General features: G+C 65.7%; 21 protein-coding genes. 13 read left to right on the top strand and 8 right to left on the bottom strand.

The window, feature by feature from the left end:
* Positions 1-14: 14 nt before the first annotated feature.
* The 8 genes from sctT to FFY45_RS12915 are packed head-to-tail and all read right to left on the bottom strand — an operon-like array spanning position 15 to position 5,632.
* Positions 15-845 carry a type III secretion system export apparatus subunit SctT gene (gene sctT, locus FFY45_RS12950; RefSeq protein ID WP_176340747.1) on the bottom strand — a complete coding sequence of 277 codons (831 nt, stop codon included), beginning with the start codon at positions 843-845 and terminating at the stop codon, positions 15-17.
* On the bottom strand, positions 842-1,351 hold the full coding sequence (locus tag FFY45_RS12945) for a type III secretion protein HrpB7 (RefSeq protein ID WP_176340746.1): 510 nt from the start codon (positions 1,349-1,351) through the stop codon (positions 842-844). The genes sctT and FFY45_RS12945 overlap by 4 nt, the downstream gene beginning before the upstream one ends.
* A complete protein-coding gene (sctN, locus tag FFY45_RS12940; RefSeq protein ID WP_176340745.1) occupies positions 1,344-2,672 on the bottom strand; it encodes a type III secretion system ATPase SctN in 1,329 nt (442 codons plus the stop codon). The genes FFY45_RS12945 and sctN overlap by 8 nt, the downstream gene beginning before the upstream one ends.
* Positions 2,662-3,363, bottom strand: a complete 702-nt coding sequence (gene sctL, locus FFY45_RS12935) for a type III secretion system stator protein SctL (RefSeq protein ID WP_176340744.1) — start codon at positions 3,361-3,363, stop codon at positions 2,662-2,664. The genes sctN and sctL overlap by 11 nt, the downstream gene beginning before the upstream one ends.
* Positions 3,348-3,977 (bottom strand): type III secretion protein HrpB4, encoded by a 630-nt coding sequence (locus FFY45_RS12930; RefSeq protein WP_176340743.1) that lies wholly within the window; start codon positions 3,975-3,977, stop codon positions 3,348-3,350. The genes sctL and FFY45_RS12930 overlap by 16 nt, the downstream gene beginning before the upstream one ends.
* Positions 3,978-3,986: 9 nt before the next feature.
* Positions 3,987-4,751, bottom strand: coding sequence for a type III secretion system inner membrane ring lipoprotein SctJ (gene sctJ, locus FFY45_RS12925; RefSeq protein WP_176340742.1), 765 nt, complete (start codon positions 4,749-4,751; stop codon positions 3,987-3,989).
* 1 nt (position 4,752) lies between these two features.
* Entirely contained in the window at positions 4,753-5,145 is a 393-nt protein-coding gene (locus tag FFY45_RS12920) for a type III secretion protein HrpB2 (protein WP_115037441.1), read from the bottom strand.
* Between the two features lie 31 nt (positions 5,146-5,176).
* A complete protein-coding gene (locus FFY45_RS12915) occupies positions 5,177-5,632 on the bottom strand; it encodes an HrpB1 family type III secretion system apparatus protein (RefSeq protein WP_176340741.1) in 456 nt (151 codons plus the stop codon).
* 212 nt (positions 5,633-5,844) lie between these two features.
* Here FFY45_RS12915 and sctU point away from each other — a divergent pair, with 212 nt between their 5' ends.
* The 13 genes from sctU to xopZ all read left to right on the top strand — a co-directional run bounded on the left by sctU (position 5,845) and on the right by xopZ (position 19,827).
* Complete coding sequence (gene sctU / locus FFY45_RS12910; protein ID WP_176340740.1) at positions 5,845-6,918, top strand: type III secretion system export apparatus subunit SctU; 1,074 nt, start codon at positions 5,845-5,847, stop codon at positions 6,916-6,918.
* Positions 6,919-6,926: 8 nt separating this feature from the next.
* A complete protein-coding gene (locus FFY45_RS12905; RefSeq protein ID WP_176340739.1) occupies positions 6,927-8,849 on the top strand; it encodes an FHIPEP family type III secretion protein in 1,923 nt (640 codons plus the stop codon).
* Complete coding sequence (sctP, locus tag FFY45_RS12900; RefSeq protein WP_176340738.1) at positions 8,849-9,484, top strand: type III secretion system protein SctP; 636 nt, start codon at positions 8,849-8,851, stop codon at positions 9,482-9,484. Before FFY45_RS12905 ends, sctP begins: the two co-directional genes overlap by 1 nt.
* 93 nt (positions 9,485-9,577) lie before the next feature.
* Positions 9,578-10,531, top strand: coding sequence for a type III secretion system cytoplasmic ring protein SctQ (sctQ, locus tag FFY45_RS12895; RefSeq protein WP_176340770.1), 954 nt, complete (start codon positions 9,578-9,580; stop codon positions 10,529-10,531).
* Positions 10,518-11,162 carry a type III secretion system export apparatus subunit SctR gene (gene sctR, locus FFY45_RS12890; RefSeq protein WP_006451038.1) on the top strand — a complete coding sequence of 215 codons (645 nt, stop codon included), beginning with the start codon at positions 10,518-10,520 and terminating at the stop codon, positions 11,160-11,162. Before sctQ ends, sctR begins: the two co-directional genes overlap by 14 nt.
* A 4-nt stretch (positions 11,163-11,166) precedes the next feature.
* Complete coding sequence (gene sctS / locus FFY45_RS12885) at positions 11,167-11,427, top strand: type III secretion system export apparatus subunit SctS (protein ID WP_005994479.1); 261 nt, start codon at positions 11,167-11,169, stop codon at positions 11,425-11,427.
* On the top strand, positions 11,424-12,239 hold the full coding sequence (locus FFY45_RS12880) for a 4-hydroxyphenylacetate catabolism regulator HpaA (protein ID WP_176340737.1): 816 nt from the start codon (positions 11,424-11,426) through the stop codon (positions 12,237-12,239). The genes sctS and FFY45_RS12880 overlap by 4 nt, the downstream gene beginning before the upstream one ends.
* Complete coding sequence (hrpD5, locus tag FFY45_RS12875) at positions 12,236-13,171, top strand: HrpD5 family protein (protein WP_176340736.1); 936 nt, start codon at positions 12,236-12,238, stop codon at positions 13,169-13,171. The genes FFY45_RS12880 and hrpD5 overlap by 4 nt, the downstream gene beginning before the upstream one ends.
* 22 nt (positions 13,172-13,193) lie before the next feature.
* Positions 13,194-13,436 carry an HrpD6 family protein gene (hrpD6, locus tag FFY45_RS12870; RefSeq protein WP_104646823.1) on the top strand — a complete coding sequence of 81 codons (243 nt, stop codon included), beginning with the start codon at positions 13,194-13,196 and terminating at the stop codon, positions 13,434-13,436.
* Positions 13,437-13,509: 73 nt separating this feature from the next.
* Entirely contained in the window at positions 13,510-13,776 is a 267-nt protein-coding gene (locus FFY45_RS12865; protein ID WP_102583247.1) for a hypothetical protein, read from the top strand.
* Between the two features lie 68 nt (positions 13,777-13,844).
* Positions 13,845-14,315 (top strand): CesT family type III secretion system chaperone, encoded by a 471-nt coding sequence (locus tag FFY45_RS12860; protein ID WP_115037430.1) that lies wholly within the window; start codon positions 13,845-13,847, stop codon positions 14,313-14,315.
* A 270-nt stretch (positions 14,316-14,585) separates the two neighbouring features.
* Positions 14,586-15,611: a pectate lyase gene (locus tag FFY45_RS12855; RefSeq protein WP_176340769.1), complete on the top strand. Its 1,026-nt coding sequence runs from the start codon at positions 14,586-14,588 to the stop codon at positions 15,609-15,611.
* A 256-nt stretch (positions 15,612-15,867) separates the two neighbouring features.
* On the top strand, positions 15,868-19,827 hold the full coding sequence (xopZ, locus tag FFY45_RS12850) for a XopZ family type III secretion system effector (protein WP_176340735.1): 3,960 nt from the start codon (positions 15,868-15,870) through the stop codon (positions 19,825-19,827).
* Positions 19,828-19,927: the final 100 nt, after the last annotated feature.

The raw sequence follows: 19,927 nt of genomic DNA, 5'->3' as shown, positions 1-19,927 counted from the left end.
TGTCTCAACAATGATCAATTCGCTGCGCCCCCCTTGCCGCCAACGTTCGCGGCATCGTGCAACTGCTGCTGGAAATGGAGGAAGCCGAGAGCGTCACCGGATTGCGCAATGAACACGCTGGTCAGCAATGCCAGCAGCAGCAGCGCCAATACCCCACGGATCGGTTGACTCAGATTCGAGGGTTCCAGCTTGTCGGCGGCGCGCGCCACAAAGCCGATGGCCAGATCCACCAGCACCAGCACCAGCATCAACGGCGCGGCCAGCTTGACGATTGCGGCCATCATGCCGTCGGTCTGCTGGATGACGAAGGACTCGGCGACCGCGCCAATGTCCGGCGTGAGCTGGCTCAGCGGCCACCAGCGAAACGATTCGAACAGCGCACCCAGCAGCATCAGCATGCCGCCCAGCGCGTAGAAAGACACAATCGCCAACTGCATCAACACCGTGGAGACCGGCGTACTTTGCTCACCGCTCAGCGGGTTGGTCATCTGCACGTTGTTGTAGCCGGACACATCGTCGATGAGCAGGCCCACACTCTCGGCAACCCAGAACACCGTGGATGCGGCAAACCCGATCAGCAGGCCGAGGAAGGCTTCCTTGAACACCAGCCCGACCAGGCCGGTCGCTTCGATTCTGGCCAGCGCATCGGCCGGTTGTCCGTAGGCGATGAACGAACTGAGCACATACACCACACCGTTGCGCGCCATTCCGGGAAGGCTGTCCTGCGCCGTTGCCGGCAGCACGAAAAACATCACGAACACGCGCACCCCGCACAGCGCCAGCAGGGTCAGCAGCGACACGCCCTGGGATGACAACGCCAGCAGTGCGGTGGCGGTGTCGTTCATTGCCCCACTCCGCGCGCGGCACGATGCAAGCGCAGCCCGAGCAAGGCGTCGATCGCGTCTTCCTCTTCGGCCGCTTCGCGCTGGGCTTGCCAGGCACGCTGCGCGCGGGCTGCGTTTTCCGCATACACCTGCGCCTGCGCCTGCAGCTTGCTCACTGTCTGTTGCACTGTTGCGGCCTCATCGCGTGCGCTCTGCAACGCCTGCGTCGCTGCGACCAGCGCCTGCTCTGCGGCGCGGCAGCGATCTTCCAGCACGGTGCGGAAGCGCTGGTGCTGCAGGATCGCCTCGATGCCGATCGGCTCACCCGCGCCGGCCTTGTCGGCCAGCGTGGTATCGAACGCCTCCAGGCGCGTGGTGCAGGCGTTGGCCTCCTGACTGCAACTGGCGCGCTCGCGGTTGCACTGCTCGAGCGCCCGCCTGCAGTCGCTCAGGCGCTCCTGCATCCGCTGGTAACGGCGCGTCTTCAACTGCTGCAACGTCGCCCAGGTGTCGGCACGCTCACGCATCGTCGATCACGCCGGCAAGCTGCCCCAGGGTGGCGTCATAGTCGCTGAGCTGATCGGTGGACTGGCTGAGGAAGTCGCGAATCGCGTCGATCCTGGCGATCGCCTCGTCGGCGACCGCATCGCTGCCCTGGCGGTACTCGCCGACCTGCAGCAAGGTCTCCACCTCGTTGTACTTGGCCAGCAGGCGCCGCAGCTGGCCGGCGTACTGGCGTTGCTCGGCAGACACGATCTGGCTCATCACCCGGCTCAGGCTTCCCAGCACATCGATGGCCGGGTACTGGTTCTTGGCGGCGATCTCACGCGACAGAATCAGATGGCCATCCAGAATACCGCGCACCTCTTCGGCGATCGGATCGCTGCCGGTGTCGTCTTCGGCCAGCACGGTGTAAAACGCGGTGATCGAGCCGGTCTCGCCCATGCCGGCACGTTCGAGCAGGCGTGGCAACTCGGCGAACACCGACGGTGGAAAGCCGCGCCGTGTGGGGGGCTCGCCGGCGGCCAGGCCGATCTCGCGTTGCGCGCGGGCAAAGCGTGTCAGCGAGTCCATCATCAGCAGAACGCGCAGGCCCTGATCGCGAAAATATTCGGCGATGGCGGTGCCGACATAGGCGGCCTTGGCGCGCTCGATGGAGGAGCGATCGGAGGTGGCGCACACCACCACGCTGCGCGCCAGACCGTCTGGGCCAAGAATCATCTCGATGAATTCACGCACTTCGCGCCCGCGCTCGCCGATCAGCACGATCACGTTGACGTCGCACTGCGTGCCGCGCGCGAACATCCCCATCAAGGTGCTCTTGCCCACGCCAGCTGCGGCGAAAATGCCCATGCGCTGGCCTTCGCCCAGCGTCATCAGGCCATCGACGATGCGCACACCGGTCGGTAGCGGCTGTTCGATCAGGCGCCGGCGCATCGGATCCGGCGCCTGTGCCTGGATCTGGACCCAGCCGTCGCCGGCGACCGGCCCCTGGCCGTCCGCCGGCTCACCCAGGCCATCGACTACGCGCCCCAGCAGCGCCTCCCCGACCGGCACCGCCAAGGGGCGCCCCAATCCGATCACGCGCGTCTCGCGCGACAGGCCCACCAGCTCGCCAAACGGCGCCAGCAAGGCGAGATGGCGGCTGAAGCCCACCACCTCGGCACGTTGCAACAGCGTGCCGTCGCGCTGGCGCAACTCGCATACCTCGCCCAGGCTGACCTGCACACCGGCGACCTTGAGCATGGTGCCGATCACCTCGACCACCTTGCCGTAGCGACGACCGAAGGCCAACGCAGCCAGTTCGCGCTCGAGCGTTGCCTCCAGCACCGGCATCTCAGCAGACATCCGGCACCGCCTGTGGCGCGGCCAGGACGCGGCGGATGACCCGCTGGAGGCTGCGCAGCTGATCGCGCAGATCGGTCTCCAACACGCCGGTATCCCATTCGCACACGCAGGCACCCAAGGCCAGCGTCGCATCGCCGCACAGTTCCACCGGCATGGCCCAGCCTGCGGCCGCGGCGGCCGCATCGAAGGCGCGCCGTGCGTCGTCCAGCGCATCGGGATGCACGCTCACCCGCAGGGCTTTCGCCTCGTCCAGGGCGCCGTCCAGCGCCTGTGCGGCGCGCGCGTACAGCGCAGCGGGGTCGTGCCCGTGGAGGACCTGTTCGCAGGCGTGCGCGACGATCTCGGCCAGACGCGCGCGGGCGCGCTGCGCGGCGTCCTCGGCCGCGAAGGCATGCCGCACGCCGCGCTCGTTCCACGCGTCGAGCTGACGGCGCAGCCCGGCGGCATAGCCCAGGCGTGCACTGCGCTCGGCCTTGTCCTGGGCATCCTGCAGGATCGTCTCGGCCTGTCGTTGGGCGTCGTCGATCAGCGCCTGCGCACGCGTCTGGGCGTCCGCCAGCGTCTGCGCGCACCGCGCGTGCACCTGTGCAGTCGCTGCGTCCAGTTCCAGCACACAGGCCAAGGCCTCGCGAGGGATGACCTCGCAGTCCAGGCCGACTGCCTCCGGGGTGGACCTCAGCCAAAGACGCATGGCAGCTCCGGCAACAAGGTAGGCAGCGCCTGCAGAAACGCATCGCTCGCGCCATCTGCCGCGATGGGCGCCACACGGGCAGCGCCCAACGGCAAGGACAGCGCCAGCACCTTGGCGATGCAGGGGTCTGGCCAGGCACCATCGGCCTCCATTCGACGCCAGCCATCGCCGATCCATGCCGCGTGCTCGGCATCGCGCGGCAACAGCGGCACTGTCGTGCCGGTGACTGCGCGATGGCGCACATGCTCAAGCACCGCCGGCCCCACCCACTGCTCGAACCAGGTCAGGCGCTCGCGTTCGATACAGCGGCGCAGCGCCAGTGCGCGCGAAAACACTGCGCGGCTCATCAACACCTTGGCGAGCAGATCGGGCGCGAGCACGACCAACCGATTGGCCAGCGGATCCAGCGCCGAAACCTGCATGCGCGAGCATCCCGACCAGGCCTGGATCACGCGAACACGGCGCTGCGCCGATGCCCGTTCCCAACCCAACGCAACGACCGGACCCAGCCAGTGCGCCACCCGCTCTGCCTCCAGCGATTGCGCCAGTACGGACACGGCCGCCGTCCATCGCTGAAGCCATAGTGCTGCGTTGTCGATGCGTGCCTTGTCCATCTGCCGGCCTCACCCAGCATGTTTTCTGGACAACGCGCGCAGGCGCTGCCAGCCGCCCCAGCGGCGTGCATCGGCGCTCGGCCACCAATACAGCGCTGCCGCAGCAATCGCCACGCACAGCGCCAGCGCGCATCCGGCCAGCCACGGCCACGGCCATGCGCGCGGAGGCGCGGATACAGAAAGCTGCGCATCGCTCTCCGCCCCGCCCGGCACCAGCGTGACGCTGACGTTTTCGTAGGTCAGTCCTTCCACGCTGTGCATCACCAGGGTCTTGATGCTGGGTACCAGGCTGGTCAGATCGCTACCGACGCGGAACTTGATGAACACCGCAGCGCTGGAGGGTTTGACCGAGGTGGACAGCGGGTCGTTGTTGGGAAGCACGATCTGCACATCGGCGGCGATCACGCCATCGATATTCGACAAGGTCTGCGACAGTTGCTGCGACACGCCGTAGATGAAGCGCACGCGTTCTTCGGTGGGTGTGGAGATCAGGCCGTCTTTCTTGAACATCTCGCCGAGATTGGCGTGCCGCTCACGCGGCATGCCATGCGTGCGCAGCACGTTCAACGCGTACGCCACCTGATCGTGCGGCGCGTTGACCGCCCAGGTCTTGCCGTCGTCGGGCGTGAGCTTTTCCGCATCCACACCGGCCGTCAGCAGCACGGCCAGCATGTCGTTGGCGTCGTTCTCGGTCAGCCCGGAATAGAGCTGCTGGTCGCAGCCAGACAGCAGCAGTGCGAGCAGCAACACCACCAGATATCTGAGCTTTCGCATGCTATTGGTTCTTGAACAGTGTCTGCACGGCGTTCTTGCCCGACTCCGCTACCCCAACGCTGACATTGAGGTTGAAGCCGACCATCGTCACCTCATTCATCAACTTCATCTGTTGTGCAACCAGGTCATTCAGCCCCATGGTCGGCGCCTGCGTGCTGAAGGCATCGATATGCTCGGTCATGCTGCGCACGCCATCGTTCTGCACGTCGACCATCCGGCTCATCATGCTCGGCTCGCCGACACGCTGCATGGCAGGCGGCAGCGGGCTGGAGGACTGCATCAGCGCCTGGAAGCGATTGACAAGCGCCTGGTTCGGCGCCGCCGTCGGCGACGCCGCTGGCGTGGTCAGGCCGGTACCGGCAGTGATCGGTGCGACAGGAGGAATGAGCGTCATGACATGTTCCGCAGGCTGGGTTTTGTCGGGGTCAGGCGCGCAGATACTGGGCGTTGGGAACTTCCATCGGCGCGGCGGATTCCGCCGCCGCTTCCAGCGGCGCGGGTGCCGGGGTGTAGCGTCCTGACAGCGCCTTGACCAGGCCAACGGCGTCGGCATCGGCGTTCTCTTCGATCAGACCGTCTGCAATGCCATGCCACGACGGGTCGCCCACCGCAAACAGGCAGCACGCGTACAAGGCCTTGCACAACGGCTTGGAGCCCGCATCGGCCTCCAGCTCACGCAGCAGGCGCGCGCCCTCCAGATAACTGCCGCGCTTGATCGCAATCCAGGCATCGAAGGTATCCAGCGCCTTCAACTCCGGCCGCAGCACCCGCACGGCAGCCAGTACCGCTGCGGCCTCTTCGAGTTTTTCGTGGGTCAGCCCGACCGTGATCAGGTTGATCAGCCCACTCACAACCGAACCGGAACATTCAATGTTTTCCATACCGCACCTCGTCATTCAATGGCTGTGGACAGCATGCGTGCGTAACGTACGCGTCGGCGCCAACGAAGACTTTTCAGAAGCGAACATCGGAATACCATCGCGAACAAACACATCGTGCTTCGTACACCCATGCACACGTTCGCCTTGGAAGCGGATCGTCCGGCAACGGCTCGCCCAGAATCGGCGTGCAGCAACAGCGGCCGGAGATCGCCATGTCGGATGAAAAGACCGAGAAGCCGACCGAAAAGAAACTGCAGGATGCGCGCAGGGATGGGGAAGTCCCGATCAGCCCGGATGTCACTGCCGCCGCGGTGCTGCTGGCCGCGCTGTTGGTGCTGAAACTGGCAGGCAGCTATTTTGTCGAACACCTGCGTGCATTGATGTCGATCGGTTTCGATTTCACCGCCAATACGCGCGATGCCACCGCCTTGCACCGTGCACTCGGTCGCATCGGCATCCAGGGCGTGTTGCTGACGCTGCCCTTCGTGGCGGCCTGCCTGGCCGCGGGATTGATCGGCACCTTTGTGCAGACCGGGCTCAATGCCTCGCTCAAACCGGTCACGCCCAAATTCGATTCGCTCAACCCCGTCAACGGCGTCAAAAAACTCTTTTCGTTACGCAGTCTCATCAACCTGCTGAAGCTGGGCATCAAGGCGGCCGTGATCGGCGTGGTGTTGTGGTATGGCCTTCGTGCACTCATGCCGACCATCATCGGGCTCGCCTACCAACCAACGGCCGACATCGCCCAGATCGGCTGGCGCGCACTGGGCATTCTGTGCGCCCTGGCGGTGCTGGTGTTCGTGCTGGTCGGCGCGGCGGATTGGAGCGTGCAGCATTGGTTGTTCATTCGCGACAAGCGCATGAGCAAGGACGAGCAGAAGCGCGAACACAAAGAGAGCGAAGGCGACCCGGAGGTGAAGGGAAAGCGCAAGGAATTCGCCAAGGAACTGGTCTTCGGCGACCCGCGCGAGCGCGTTGCCAAGGCCAAGGTGATGGTGGTCAACCCGACCCATTACGCCGTCGCGCTCGCCTACGAACCGGACGGTTTCGGTCTGCCGCAGGTGGTTGCCAAGGGCGTGGACGACGGTGCGCTGGAACTGCGTGCCTACGCGCACAACCAGGGCATTCCGATCGTGGCGAACCCGCCGTTGGCGCGTGCGCTGCATGCGGTCGAACTGGGCGAGGCGGTTCCCGAATCGCTGTTCGAAACGGTGGCGGTGGTGCTGCGCTGGGTCGATGAGCTGGGCCGCGACAACGATGACGGCAGCGGTCCGCTGCCCTGCTAGGAGATGGCATGCGCCTGACACGGTATTTCTCATACACCGGTGAGGTGGCGATCGCCGCCTTGGTGGTGGCGGTCATCGGCTTGATGATCCTGCCGCTGCCCACCCCGCTCATCGATACGCTGCTGGGCATCAACATCACCCTGAGCGTGGTGTTGCTGATGGTCACGATGTATGTGCCCGACTCGATCTCGCTGTCGTCGTTTCCCTCGTTGCTGCTGTTCACCACGCTGCTGCGACTGTCGTTGAACATCGCATCGACAAAATCGATCCTGCTGCATGCCGAGGCCGGCCACATCATCGAGAGCTTCGGCGAGCTGGTGGTCGGCGGCAACCTGGTGGTGGGCCTGGTGGTGTTTCTGATCATCACCACGGTGCAGTTCATCGTGATCGCCAAAGGCTCCGAGCGCGTGGCGGAAGTCGGTGCGCGCTTCACCCTGGATGCGATGCCCGGCAAGCAGATGAGCATCGATGCCGACCTGCGCGGCGGCAACCTGACCGCAGACGAAGCACGCCGCAAACGCGCGCGGCTGGCCATCGAGAGTCAACTGCACGGCGGCATGGATGGCGCCATGAAATTCGTCAAGGGCGACGCCATCGCCGGCCTGGTGATCACCATGGTGAACATCCTGGCCGGCATCGTGGTGGGCGTGACCTACCACGGCATGAGCGCAGGCGAGGCGGCCAACCGCTTTGCGATCCTGTCGGTCGGCGATGCGATGGTGTCGCAGATCGCCTCGCTGCTGATCTCGGTGGCGGCCGGCGTCATGATCACCCGCGTGGCCAACGAGAACGAGGCCAAGATCAGCTCGCTCGGGCTCGACATCGGCCGCCAGCTCACCAGCAATGCCCGCGCCTTGCTGGCAGCCAGCGTCCTGCTGGCCTGCTTTGCGTTCGTTCCGGGATTTCCCGCACTGCTGTTCCTGTTGCTGGCGGCGGCAGTGGGCGCAGGCGGCTATACGATTTGGCGCAAGCAGCGCGATGTCAGCGGTACCGATCAGCCCACGCTGCCATCGACCAGCCGCAAGGGTGCCAAGGGCGATGCGCCGCATATTCGCAAGAGCGCGCCGGATTTCGCCTCGCCCCTGTCGATGCGGCTGTCGCCGCAACTGGCCGCGCGGCTCGACCCGGCGCTGCTGGATCAGGCGATCGAAAGCGAGCGCCGGCAATTGGTGGAGCTATTGGGCCTGCCGTTTCCGGGCATTGCGATCTGGCAGAGCGAATCACTGCAGGACATGCAATACGAAGTGTTGATCCACGATGTGCCGGAAACCCGCAGCGCGTTGAGCGATACGGCTGACATGCCGAAAGCGCTGGCCCAGCAAGCCATCGCGCCGCTGCATGCACGCGCGCATCTGTTCGTTGGCATCCAGGAGACGCAGTGGATGCTGGAACAGGTGGGCGCGGACTATCCCGGGCTGGTTGCAGAGGTCAACAAGGCCATGCCCGCCCAGCGCATCGCCGATGTGTTGCGGCGGCTGCTGGAAGAACGCATCCCGGTGCGCAACATCAAGAGCATCCTGGAGAGCCTGGTGGTGTGGGGACCGAAGGAAAAGGATCTGCTGATGCTGACCGAGTATGTGCGCTGCGATCTCGGCCGCTATCTTGCGCACACCGCGACCGCAGGCACCGGACAGCTGCCTGCGGTGATGCTCGATCACGCGGTGGAACAGTTGATCCGGCAGTCGATTCGCGCCACACCGGCCGGCAATTTCCTGGCCCTGCCACCGGAGCAGGCCAATCAGCTGGTCGAGCAGGTGGAACGCATCGTCGAAGATCAGGCGCGGTATCCACTGGCAGTGGTCGCCTCGATGGACGTGCGGCGTTATGTGCGCCGCATGATCGAGGCACGCCTGAACTGGCTGGAGGTGTATTCGTTCCAGGAACTGGGCGCAGAGGTGCAGCTGCAGCCGATCGGCAGAGTGGTGGCCTGATGCGCAAGCCACCGGTCCGCCACGTGCGCATCCTGCCGATTGCCGGCGCACCGCTGCAGCCGCACGCAGCGGCAGCGCCGGCGCGTGCCACGCAACGTGTCAGCTTCCTGCAACTGCGCCGACGCCTGAGCAGCGTGCTGGCCGGATTGCCGGACACGGTCTTGCCGGAGGATGGCGACGACGATCCGACGCTGCCGGAAGTGGTGGATGCTGCCAGCGACGATCACGGACCCGCAGCGCTGCCAAGCGCAACGCCCTGCCTGGATGACGGCAATCGTCGACAGATCGCCCGAGGCGATGACGGCGACGCACTGGGTCGGCAGATCGCCACCGAGTGGATCCGCACCCAACGCGCGCAGCTGGCCATCAACCACATCGCGCTGCGGGTGGCCGAGTTTTGCAACGCCACGCCGGTACGCGGCGCAGGTATCTGGGAAGCGTGGCTGGAGATCAACCACGACATCCTGCCGCAGACCACGCTGTTCTTGCGGCTTTCGCCAGACCAGCTATCGCTTCGCTTCGACAGCGGCTCGCCGGAGACGCGCGAGGTACTTTTGAATGGAAGAAAACGTTTGGATACTGCATTGAAGGCTGCGCTCAGCGACACGCTTCAGATCAGCATCGAGGTCGTCTAGCGCTGCATCTGCAGCAGACCAGCCATAGCGAGGGACGCCGTGTTGTCAACAGAGCCGAGCCTGACGTCGCCGGCACGCGACTTGTCGCAGGCGCTGACCCACGTGCCCGCCGTGCGTGCGCAGCTCGGCAGAGTGCTGTGCGATCCGCGTGCCGCACAGCGTTGCGGCTACACCGCGCAACGCCGCGGCATCCGGGCTGCGGATGCCGCGCGCCTGCAGTTGCAGTTCGATAGCGGCAGCCTGGAGTTGCGGATCGCGGCACGCGACAGCCTGGCGCTGCTGTTGAACGAAGCCGATGACGCCCTGCGCGTGGCGATCGCCGGTGTGCTGTTGAGCGATGATCTGCGCGCCCTGGAACCGCTGGGACTGGGCGCTGCCGAGGTGGTCGCCTTCGAGCGCTATGCGGATGCAGTCGATCGCCTCGATATCGGCATCACGCTGGGCGGCATCGACGCAATCGCAGAAACCGCCAGCCCGCTGCTGCTTGCCGCGCTGCAAACGGCAAGCGCTGCGCTGGCTCAGCCATCGCCAGTGCCGGCCTGGCTGAGCGCACTGCGGGTGACCACGCGCCTGCGTATTGGCCAGCGCACGGCAACGGCGGCGTTGCTGCAATCGCTGCGCCCGGGCGATGTCCTGCTGCACGCGCTCGCCACGGCTCCCGTGCGCAGCGGCGAGCTGCTCTGGGGCATCCCTGGAGGTGCGGTGTTGCGCGCTTCGGTACGCCTGACCCTGCAACAGATGATTCTGGAGACTGCCCCCACCATGCAGCACGATATACCCGCGTCCGACTCCTCATCGTCCGCCACCGATGTGGCGGCACTGGAACTGCCCGTACAGCTGGAAGTGGACCAGCTTGCGCTGTCTCTGTCGGTGCTGTCGGGCTTGCAGCCCGGCCAGATCCTCGAGCTGTCGGTGCCGGTGGATCAGGCCGACATCCGCCTGGTCGTCTACGGCCAGACCATCGGCATCGGCAGGTTGCTGGCGGTGGGCGAACATCTCGGCGTGCAGATCCTCAGCATGTCGGAGACTGCGCATGCAGATGCCTGATGTCGGCTCGCTGCTGCTGGTGGTCATCATGCTGGGGCTGCTGCCCTTCGCAGCGATGGTGGTCACCTCCTACACCAAGATCGTGGTCGTGCTCGGCTTGCTGCGCAATGCCATCGGCGTGCAGCAGGTGCCGCCGAACATGGTGCTCAACGGCGTCGCGTTGCTGGTGTCGTGCTTTGTGATGGCGCCGGTGGGCATGGAGGCGTTCAAGGCCGCGCAGAATTACAGTCCCGGTGCCGACAACAGCCGTGTGGTGGTGCTGCTCGATGCCTGCCGCGAACCGTTTCGGCAGTTCCTGCTCAAGCACACCCGCGAGCGCGAGAAAGCCTTTTTCATTCGCTCGGCGCAGCAGATCTGGCCCAAGGACAAGGCCGATACGCTCAAGCCCGACGATCTTCTGGTGCTGGCACCGGCATTCACGCTGAGCGAGCTGACCGAGGCGTTCCGCATCGGATTCCTGCTGTATCTGGTCTTCATCGTGATCGATCTGGTGGTGGCCAATGCGTTGATGGCGATGGGCCTTTCGCAGGTGACGCCAACCAACGTGGCCATTCCGTTCAAACTGCTGTTGTTCGTGGCGCTGGATGGCTGGTCCATGCTGATCCACGGCCTGGTCCTGAGTTATCGGTGACGCCATGGACCACGACGATCTGGTGCGATTCACTTCCGAAGCCTTGTTGCTGTGCCTCAAGGTGTCGTTGCCGGTGGTCGGCGTGGCCGCAGTGGCCGGGCTGCTGATCGCCTTCATCCAGGCAGTGATGTCGCTGCAGGATGCCTCGATCTCGTTCGCGCTCAAGCTGGTGGTGGTGGTGGCTGCCATCGCGGTCACTGCGCCCTGGGGCGCCTCGGCGATCATGCAGTTCGGTCAGGCGCTGATGCAGGCGGCCTTTCCATGATCCGGCGCATTTCGCCAGGCGCGGTGCCGCCGTCGCTGCCGAGCGCGCCCGGCGCACCGCACCACCACGCCGATGCGCCGCAGGCTGGCGTGCAGCCGCCGGCGGACACGGCACATCACGCCCCCCGTCTGCGTCCCGCCCCGCCACGCAAGCGGCGACGCGGCATGCGCTCGCTGGATGGCATGGACGACGAACGCGACGCCACCGAGCTGGAAGAAGCCGAAGCGGCACGCGTCTCGGCGCTACGCGGCCGGGTCAGCATCGCAGTCGCTCAGTCACAGGGCCAGGGGCAACGCCAGGATGATCAGCACGGCGAGGGCGGCAACGCGCAGGCCGGCGATCCGCAGGCGGGGAGAGGGCAAAGCGCTTCGCCGGTGCACCTGGACAACAATGTGCGTGCGCGTGTCGACGGCGTTCTGGACCGCTACGCGACCACACGCACCGCCGACCCGACGGTCAGGCGACGCGCGCTTGCCGTTGCGCTTGTCGAACTGCGCGCGATCGGCATTGCCCATCCTGCCGCAGCACAGTTGACGGCCATGGTCTGGAGGTTGATGCGCGAGCATCTGCGCTCCGGCACCGCGAGCACATCTGCGGAAAACCTGCAGGCGTTACGAAAGCTCCTGGTGGAGCTGGTGGCGGCGCAACCGGAGCCATCGCCAGCGCTGCGCAACTTCCATCTACTGCTTCCGTTGGTGCTGCTCAACGCGGAAAAACCACGTAAACGCCTTGATCGTTCCGGTGCCATCACACGTCTGAACACACTGCTGATTGAGCACCAGGAGCGGACCGCTCAGGAGATTCGCGCATGACCATGCAACTTCGCGTGCTGACGGGAATCCATGCCGGCGCACGATTAGATTTGCAGCCAGGCAGCTATACGTTGGGCGCCGATCCCCAAGCCGAAATCCGGATCGAAGATTGGCCTGATTGTTCGCTCATCATCGAGGTGGATGCAGATGGTCAAGTGCGTTATCGCAGCGAAGCGTTGCCGACGACAGCGTTTGTTGCGCTGCATCCGGTGCGCTTTGGTCCGTTGGTGCTCTGCATCGGCGACGCTGCGGCCGATTGGCCGGACGATGTTGCGCTGCTGGAGCAGCTACTGTCGCCCGCCGCGACGCCGGCAGCGCCTTTGCCACGCAGGTCCAGGCGCAACGCACTGCGTGCAGTGGTGGGCGCCATGCTAGCGCTGGCCGCTGCGACACTGTTGCCCTCCCTGCTCCCTGCCTTTCTCTCCGATGCGGCTCCCCCACGCAGCCAGGACAACCAGCTCAATCAGGTGCGATTCGTGCTCAAACAGCTTGGCTTGCGCGAAGCGCGCGTGGAGCAGGTCGGCTCGCGCGTGCGGGTCGAGGGCCTGGTGACAAGCAGCGCGGATGCGGCACGCCTGCGCGCGCAACTGCATCGGTATCAGCGTGCGGTCACCGTCGATGTGGTGGTGGTGGATGAGGTACTGGCAACCCTGCGCGATACCTTGGCCGACCGCGACCTGAGCGTGCGTTACGACGGCCAGGGCGTTTTTTCCATTGCCGGCAGCAGCGACAACGCAGAGCGTGCAATCCGGCGGATCGCCGATCTGCGCAGCGATCTGGGCCCGGAAATCCGCAAGCTGCACGTGGACATCGCCCAGCAGGATCCGTCCGTGAAAACACCTGCCAACTACGACGCCGCCTTGCTCGTCGACGGACTGCATTACGTGGAGACCCCGGACGGCACCAAGCACCTGACCTCCACCACTTACTGAGTTAATCCAACGAGGATCGGTCATGTTTGAATCCATCACTGAAAGCATCGCCCACGACATGGGTGCCTTGATCAAGGTCAAATCCGAAGATGCCAGCGGCGAGCGCCTGGCAAGGATTGTCGATGCGCTGGATAACACAAGACAGCAGGTGCAGGTGCAGTGGATGGCCGCAACCGACGCCGCAGATCGCACCCGGCTTTCGACACTGCACGAAGGCTTCAATGCCGCCCATGCGCTGGTCTCGCACATCGCGGCGGCTGCCTGACCCAATCCCTGCTAGTGAAGCAAGCAGGGTTTCCCGCGCCAACGGCGCTTCTCAAAAGAAATAGGAGATCAACATGTCACTTCTTGAAGGCATCAACAGAGGCGGATCAGCCAAGGACCTTCTGAGCAACACGTTCAAGGACAAGTTTGATAGTGAAATAAGCAGCATGGGTCAGTCCAGCCAGGCAAACTCCTTCATGGGCGGTGTAGGCGACTCAGTCTCAACGACCATCAAAAGCAACAACTATGTCAGCCGCGAGATGAATGCATTGAACTTGAATGCCTCGTTGAACAATGTAATCAGAAAGTTCGGGGAGACGATGAAAGACGCGACACGTTAAGACAAAAATGGTTCATCACCTGCGCAGGCCCGCCCAGACGGGTCTGCGCAACCGACAGCGGTTAGGCAATGGCTTCGGCACGATTCGAAACCCTGGCTGCGGAACTGTGCGATGTGCTTGGCCTGCCGGATGTGCAGGAGTTGCTCGAGCACCGCACGATCCAGATAGACGGATTCGAGGTCTATCTGCACATGCCGGAGCCACAGTCCGAGGAGGAAGCGCAGGAAGAAGCGCTTTACCTACGCATCTCCTACGGCCTTGCTCCTGCGGGACGCACCCTGACGGTCTTCCGGCTGTTGCTGGAAGCCAACCTGTCGGTATATGCGCAGGACCAGGCGCAACTCGGATTGAACGATGCCGGCGTGATCGTGCTGGTCGTGCGCGTTCCGCTGGACGACGACGTCGACGGCGCCTGGATCTGCGATCTGCTCGCCCATTACGCCGAGCATGGCCGTTACTGGAACAACAACATCTTCATTGCACACGACGAAATGTTCGAAGGAATCGCAACGGGAAACTATCTGTGGCTACGCGCGTGAGGTGCTCGGCGTTGCTTGCATGCCGATGGTGTTAGCCAGACATGCACGACTGCGCAGCACGCTGCCGGGGCCTTGCGCATCCGCTGCGCTGTATCGCATCGCTACGCTGTCGCGCGGTTATTTCCCACCGCAGGATTTCGTCCGCCATTCATCATCTTGCAAGGACACTCGCCAATGAATCTCGCCATTCCCTCACATAGCACTGCGAGCTTACAGCCGTCCTCATTCTCCCCTTCGGAGCAGCAAGCCCTCACCGCGGTGATCATGAGCATGCTGGCGTACTGCATGCAACGCCTGCTCAGCGACATGATGCAGCCACAGGATCAGCCATCCAGTGACGGTCAGCAACCGACCAACTTCAATCCGACACCCTCGATGCCGCCATCGAACCCGCCGTGTTCCACCAACCCCGGCGGGCAACACGGCAGCGGCAGTGGTGCCGGCAATGGCAATGGCAATGGCAACAACGGTGGCAACGGCAGCAACACCTCCGGAACGGGAACGGGAACCGGCAACGGCGCATCGCCCACCAACCCGGGTCACTCGGCGACACCCACGCCCACCGACGGTGCTCACGGCACGCCAGGCCCGACCGGCACGCAGGCGCCACTGCCTCCCGGCAAGGTCGTCACCGCGCCAGCCGGCATCCAGAACAAGACCATCGTGGTGCACAAGGGCGAGGTGTTCGACGGCAAGGGCCAGCTTTACACCGGTGGCCCAGGCCTGGGCGATGGCTCCCAGAACGAGCACCAGCAGCCACTTTTCGTCGTCGAGGATGGTGGCAGCCTCTGCAACGTCCGCATGGGTGGCACCGGCGACGGCGTGCATTTCATGGCCAGCGGCAAGATGGTCAACTGCGTCAACGAGGATGTCAGCGAGGATGCCGTCACCATCGATGGGCAGGGCAACCGTGAGCATGATGCGGGGATTGCCGGTTGCAGCCCCGAGGTCGTCGGCCGGCCGAAGGTCGAGATCATCAATTGCACGTTCAAGAACGCCGCAGACAAGGTCGTGCAGGACAACGGCGCTGCCGACGTGGTGATGTCGGGCGACACCGTCGAGGGTGCCAGCAAGGTCTTCCGCACCAACGGTGGGCATGCCGATATCGACTCGCACCTTCAGGTCGAGAATTGCGAGTTCAACCAGGTCAAGGAAGCGGTGTTCCGGACCGACGCGCCCGGCGCGACGGTGACACTGGCAAACCTGAAGACCGATGCGCCCAACGAGGCAATTGTGCTGGACGCTTCCCAGGCGATAGGTGCGACACGTATCGGCCACAAGCCCTACAGCGGCTGATCGCGCGCGCTGCACCGTCGCAGCGCGTCGATCGCGCCCGGCAGATGCATGGTTGCCGCATCTGCCGGGCGTCAGTGCCCGCCGTCGTAGGCGATGACCGCAGACCGACCATCATCGTTGCGACGCCTGCGCGGCACGCACTGCGTCGCGGTAAGCAAACACTGCTGCCATGTGCAAACGGGCCGCTCGCCCGGTTCGGCTTTACAGCAGCGGCGAGCACAGTCGGACGCGAACCGCCACACGCGAGAGATCGACCTTGACCCGCATTCGCCCTTCCACCGTGACAGTCGGGCTGCCTGGCAACAGCCACAGCACCGCGCATGCAGGTACGCCCTCGCCGCACAAGCAGGCCCATCACCGACTGCATCAACTGGATGGGCCCGCGGCCGAGTCCGAGGCACGTGCGGCAGAAATGGATGTGGCCGCACGGGTACATCGCTACACCGCAGCTGCTGCCGACAGCGGACAGGGCACGCCTGCGCCGCGCGAGACAGGCAGGCTGCGCGGCATGCGCAAGTCGTTGCAGAAGCTCGCCCGGCTCGCCGGCACGGCGGTGGGCATCGCCCGGCAGGCAACTCCCGACCACACGCGCCTGCTGCGCTACCAGGGCACGTCTGCGCAGACTGCACCACCCGCTCGGGCAGCGCCAGGCGACTGGCACGCACTGGCTCCGGTGCAGACAGCGGCGTTCGCCGCCTCGCAACGGCTGAGCGATGCACGGGTCGCCGTGCGCAAGGCCGCAGCGCTACAGCGCCTGGTGCAGCTGCATCTCGATCGCCTGGAGCAGGACACCGGTTTGCATGCCAGACGCGCACCGCGCCTGGCCGACCGTGCCAACGAGACCAGCAAACGCCAACAGGTGCTGGCCACCTGGAACGCGCTGCTACGCAAACACATCGCCGATTGCAGCGAGCGCCTGGCGCACACCGAGCAACAGCTGCAGCAGCAACTGGACCAGTTGACGGCCATGCCCGCGCCTGCGGCAAGCGATCATCGACCGCGCCTGCGCGACATGCTCAAGCACGAAGCCGAGCTGGATCGCATCCGCAAGCTGCACGAGCACGCGCGCCATCTGTCTGCCCTGCGCGAGAAACAGCAGGCCTCGCTGCAGCGCCTGCAAGTGCGCGCCGCCAGCCTCGACACCACCCTGGCGCAGGCGCTGCAGTCTGCGCACATCGTGGCTGGCGACCTGTTCGAGACCGCTGCGCACGCCGACGAGCTGCGTGCACTGCTGCCGGCGCTGGCGGGTCTGACGCACTCGCTCGCGCAGGAGGTCGACACCGCAGCGGCCGACGATCTGCGCGCCAGCCAGGCGCTACGAACCGCATCGGACGCACTGATTACCGCGCAGATCGCGCAGACCGCATCCAGCGCAACCGATGCCGCTGCGGCCACTGCATTGCGCAGCCGCTTGTCGACATGGGCGAGCGGGCTCTCCACCACGCGTTTCGGAGACCAGGCGGTGCCTGCAGCGGGCATCGTGGCCATCGCGCTTGGCGCGCTGCGCTCGGCAGTGGCCGGTGTGCTCGGCGACAACCGCGCTGACGCGGCGGCGCTGCTGCTTGCCACCTTCGAGCATGTCCACACCAGCAGCTGGAGCGCGCTGATCCCAGCCGATCCGCGGCAACACGATGCCCAACAGGGCGCGATGGGCGAGCACACCGGGATTCCTCGCGCAGCGATCGAGGCGGCGACGACCCGCTGGCTGGAGACCCTGGCGCGCGTGCCGCGCGGCCGCCAGGTGCTTGGCCAGTTGATCCAGGCACGCCACGAGCGTGCCGCCGACCCGGGCCGCCAGGACATCGCGCGCATCGCATTACGGGCCGATGCGCTGCTGCGCGCCACGCCTGTGGACGATGCCGCCACGCGGTGCTGGCTGAGCGATGCACGGCGCGCGGCCGGAAGTGCCCTGCACGCGGCCGACCCGGCGCAGGCGCTACTGGCCTGCAGCAGCGACGAACGCGCGGCCTACCATGCGCTGCGCAACGGCTACGAGTCGCGTGCTCCCGACTCGGCGTATGCGCGCGCAAACGCCCACCTGCAGGCATTCGGCGAGGCGGTGCGCACGGCCACCTCGCCCCATCCTGCAGGCGCGCACGCGAGCGCTCCCAATCCACTGCATGCCTTGTCGGAGGGGCTGGAGGTCGCATCGGCCACCGCACTGCCGACACCGCGTCGACGCGCCAACCTGACCCTGGAACACGCCTGCGCTGCCTTGATCGGCTACCTGGGCGCATTGCATGCCGCCCGGCCGCAGGGCTGTGTGCCATCGCAGGCCGAGTTGCACTGGCAAGCGGCTGCCGAGTTGCTGCAATGGGTCGATGAGGACGTGGACCGCAGCGGCATGGTCTTCGATGCCGCCACCCTGACACGCATCGCCGAACGTGCGGCGGTGCTGCACGACCACCATCAGGCACAGGCATCCAGCACCCCGGGCGGTGCAGCGGTGCAGGCAGCGCCACCGGAAGGATTGCAGCGTGCCTGGGAGCAGGTGCGAAGCGGCCGCTGCACCGCGCCAGCCGCGTTCGATCTGTTGCGCACCTGCCTGTCTACCGCGCGGGCGGAACACGCAGAACAGGCAGCCCAGCTGCAACCGAGCGAGGCCTCGCCACAGGCCGCAGTGTGGCTCGCGCATGCGGATGACTGCCTGGCGCATTTCGACACCGCCATCGACAAGACCTTGCAGTTGGCCAAGCAGACCGGTGCCGGCACCCTGGCCCACCCCGAGGCGTTGCTGGACCTGCTGCGCGACATGCTCTCGCACCTGGAATGGCGCGACCGCTGGCGGATGACCTGCCAACGGACCTGGGGCGCCAATCTCGCACCGCTTTCGGCGGCAGCTGCCGTTGCAGGATCTGCGTTCGGCCTGGGCGCGCGACTGATCGCCAGCATGCAGTGCAATCGCGATGCCTCGCTGGAGTTCTACATGGGACGTACCGGTCTGTACCTGCAGATCAGTCGCCAATCCGCGACGCAGCGCCAGCTCGGTGCGGGCCTGACTGCCGGCTATGGCATCGCTGTGGACAGTGCCTACGCGGCAGCCGGTGTGTCGGCCGCCGTGGACTGGCGCTATCGGCGCGAGGTCGGTGTGGAAGACGGCCTGCAGATCCGTATCCCCCGGCTGGGCAAGGGCCGCGAACCGGCGCTGTTGCAGGCGTTTTTGCGCATGCTGGAGCATCTGGTGCGCCGCGCAGCACCCGATCATCCAGAGCAGCCACACGGCGCGGACTGGATGCATGCGTTGCTGGCCGAGCATCCGGAGGCCAGCGTCGGACTGATCGACCAGGCCGCACGCGTCAGCCAGGGAACCGAATGCAGCGCCAGCGTCAGCGCCGGCCTGCGCGCAGGCGATACGCACGGCCGCCGTGCGGGCGGCTCGCTCGGGCTCGGCGTCAAAGCGCGCCAGGACCTCGGCTGGACGTCGACGACCGTGGCCGGCTACATGACTACGCAGTATTGCGACGCCACCGCCGCACGCCGGGTGGAAGCGGCCGCACGCCTGACGGCCGGCGTACAACTGGCACTTGCCCAGCAACGCCGCGAAGGTGCATCGGCGACGCCTGCGGCCAGCACCACGGTCTCGGCAATCGAAGCCGGCTATGTCGCCGAAGTGAGCGCGGACGTGGCCACCGCGTTCTGCACGCTGTTCCAGTTCGGCGGCGAAATCGATGCGGCCCGCAGCGACCGCGCAACCGACTTCGCGCAATTCGCAGCGTTCGAACGCCTGGTCCGCACCCAGTGGGAGCGCTGGGCCGACTACGGCCTGGTCAAGCTGGGCAACGATGTCGACCAGACCTTGCAGCCGGTGCTGGCAGAGCTGCAACTGGAGCATTTCATGCAGCAGGCCAGGCGTTTTGCCGATGGCAACGCGCTGGCCGCACTGTTTGCAGACGAGGCATTACGCAGCGCCGCTGCGCCGTTGCTGGACGTGCACCGGGCACTTGCACTGGTGGCGCAGGACGCGGGTGACCACGCGCGTGCACTCGCCGAGCGTACGGCCTTCGACGCTTTGCTGCAGCAGCCCGCCGTGTGGGAGCCGACCTTGCTGCTGGTCCGCGAGAAGGCGAAACTGACCGAGGAACGTGGCGTGGACTTCATCGTCAAGCGCCAGCGCAACCGCATCGCCGAGGCCATGCGCACGGTCGGTCAATGGCCGGCGTACGAAGCAGTGCCGCGCGCCGCAGCCCCCCGTTCCACTCCCACTGCTCGCAGGTAAGCCGCGCGCCAGGCCGGCACCGGGAGCATCAGCAAGCGACAGACGCAACGGCGGCTGCGTCTGTCCTTGCAGCGTGCAATCCGCGGGCGGATCACCCGCG

This window comes from Xanthomonas hortorum (assembly GCF_011305375.1).
Taxonomy (GTDB): Bacteria; Pseudomonadota; Gammaproteobacteria; order Xanthomonadales; family Xanthomonadaceae; genus Xanthomonas; species Xanthomonas hortorum_E.
This window is presented reverse-complemented; position numbering and strand designations above follow the sequence as displayed.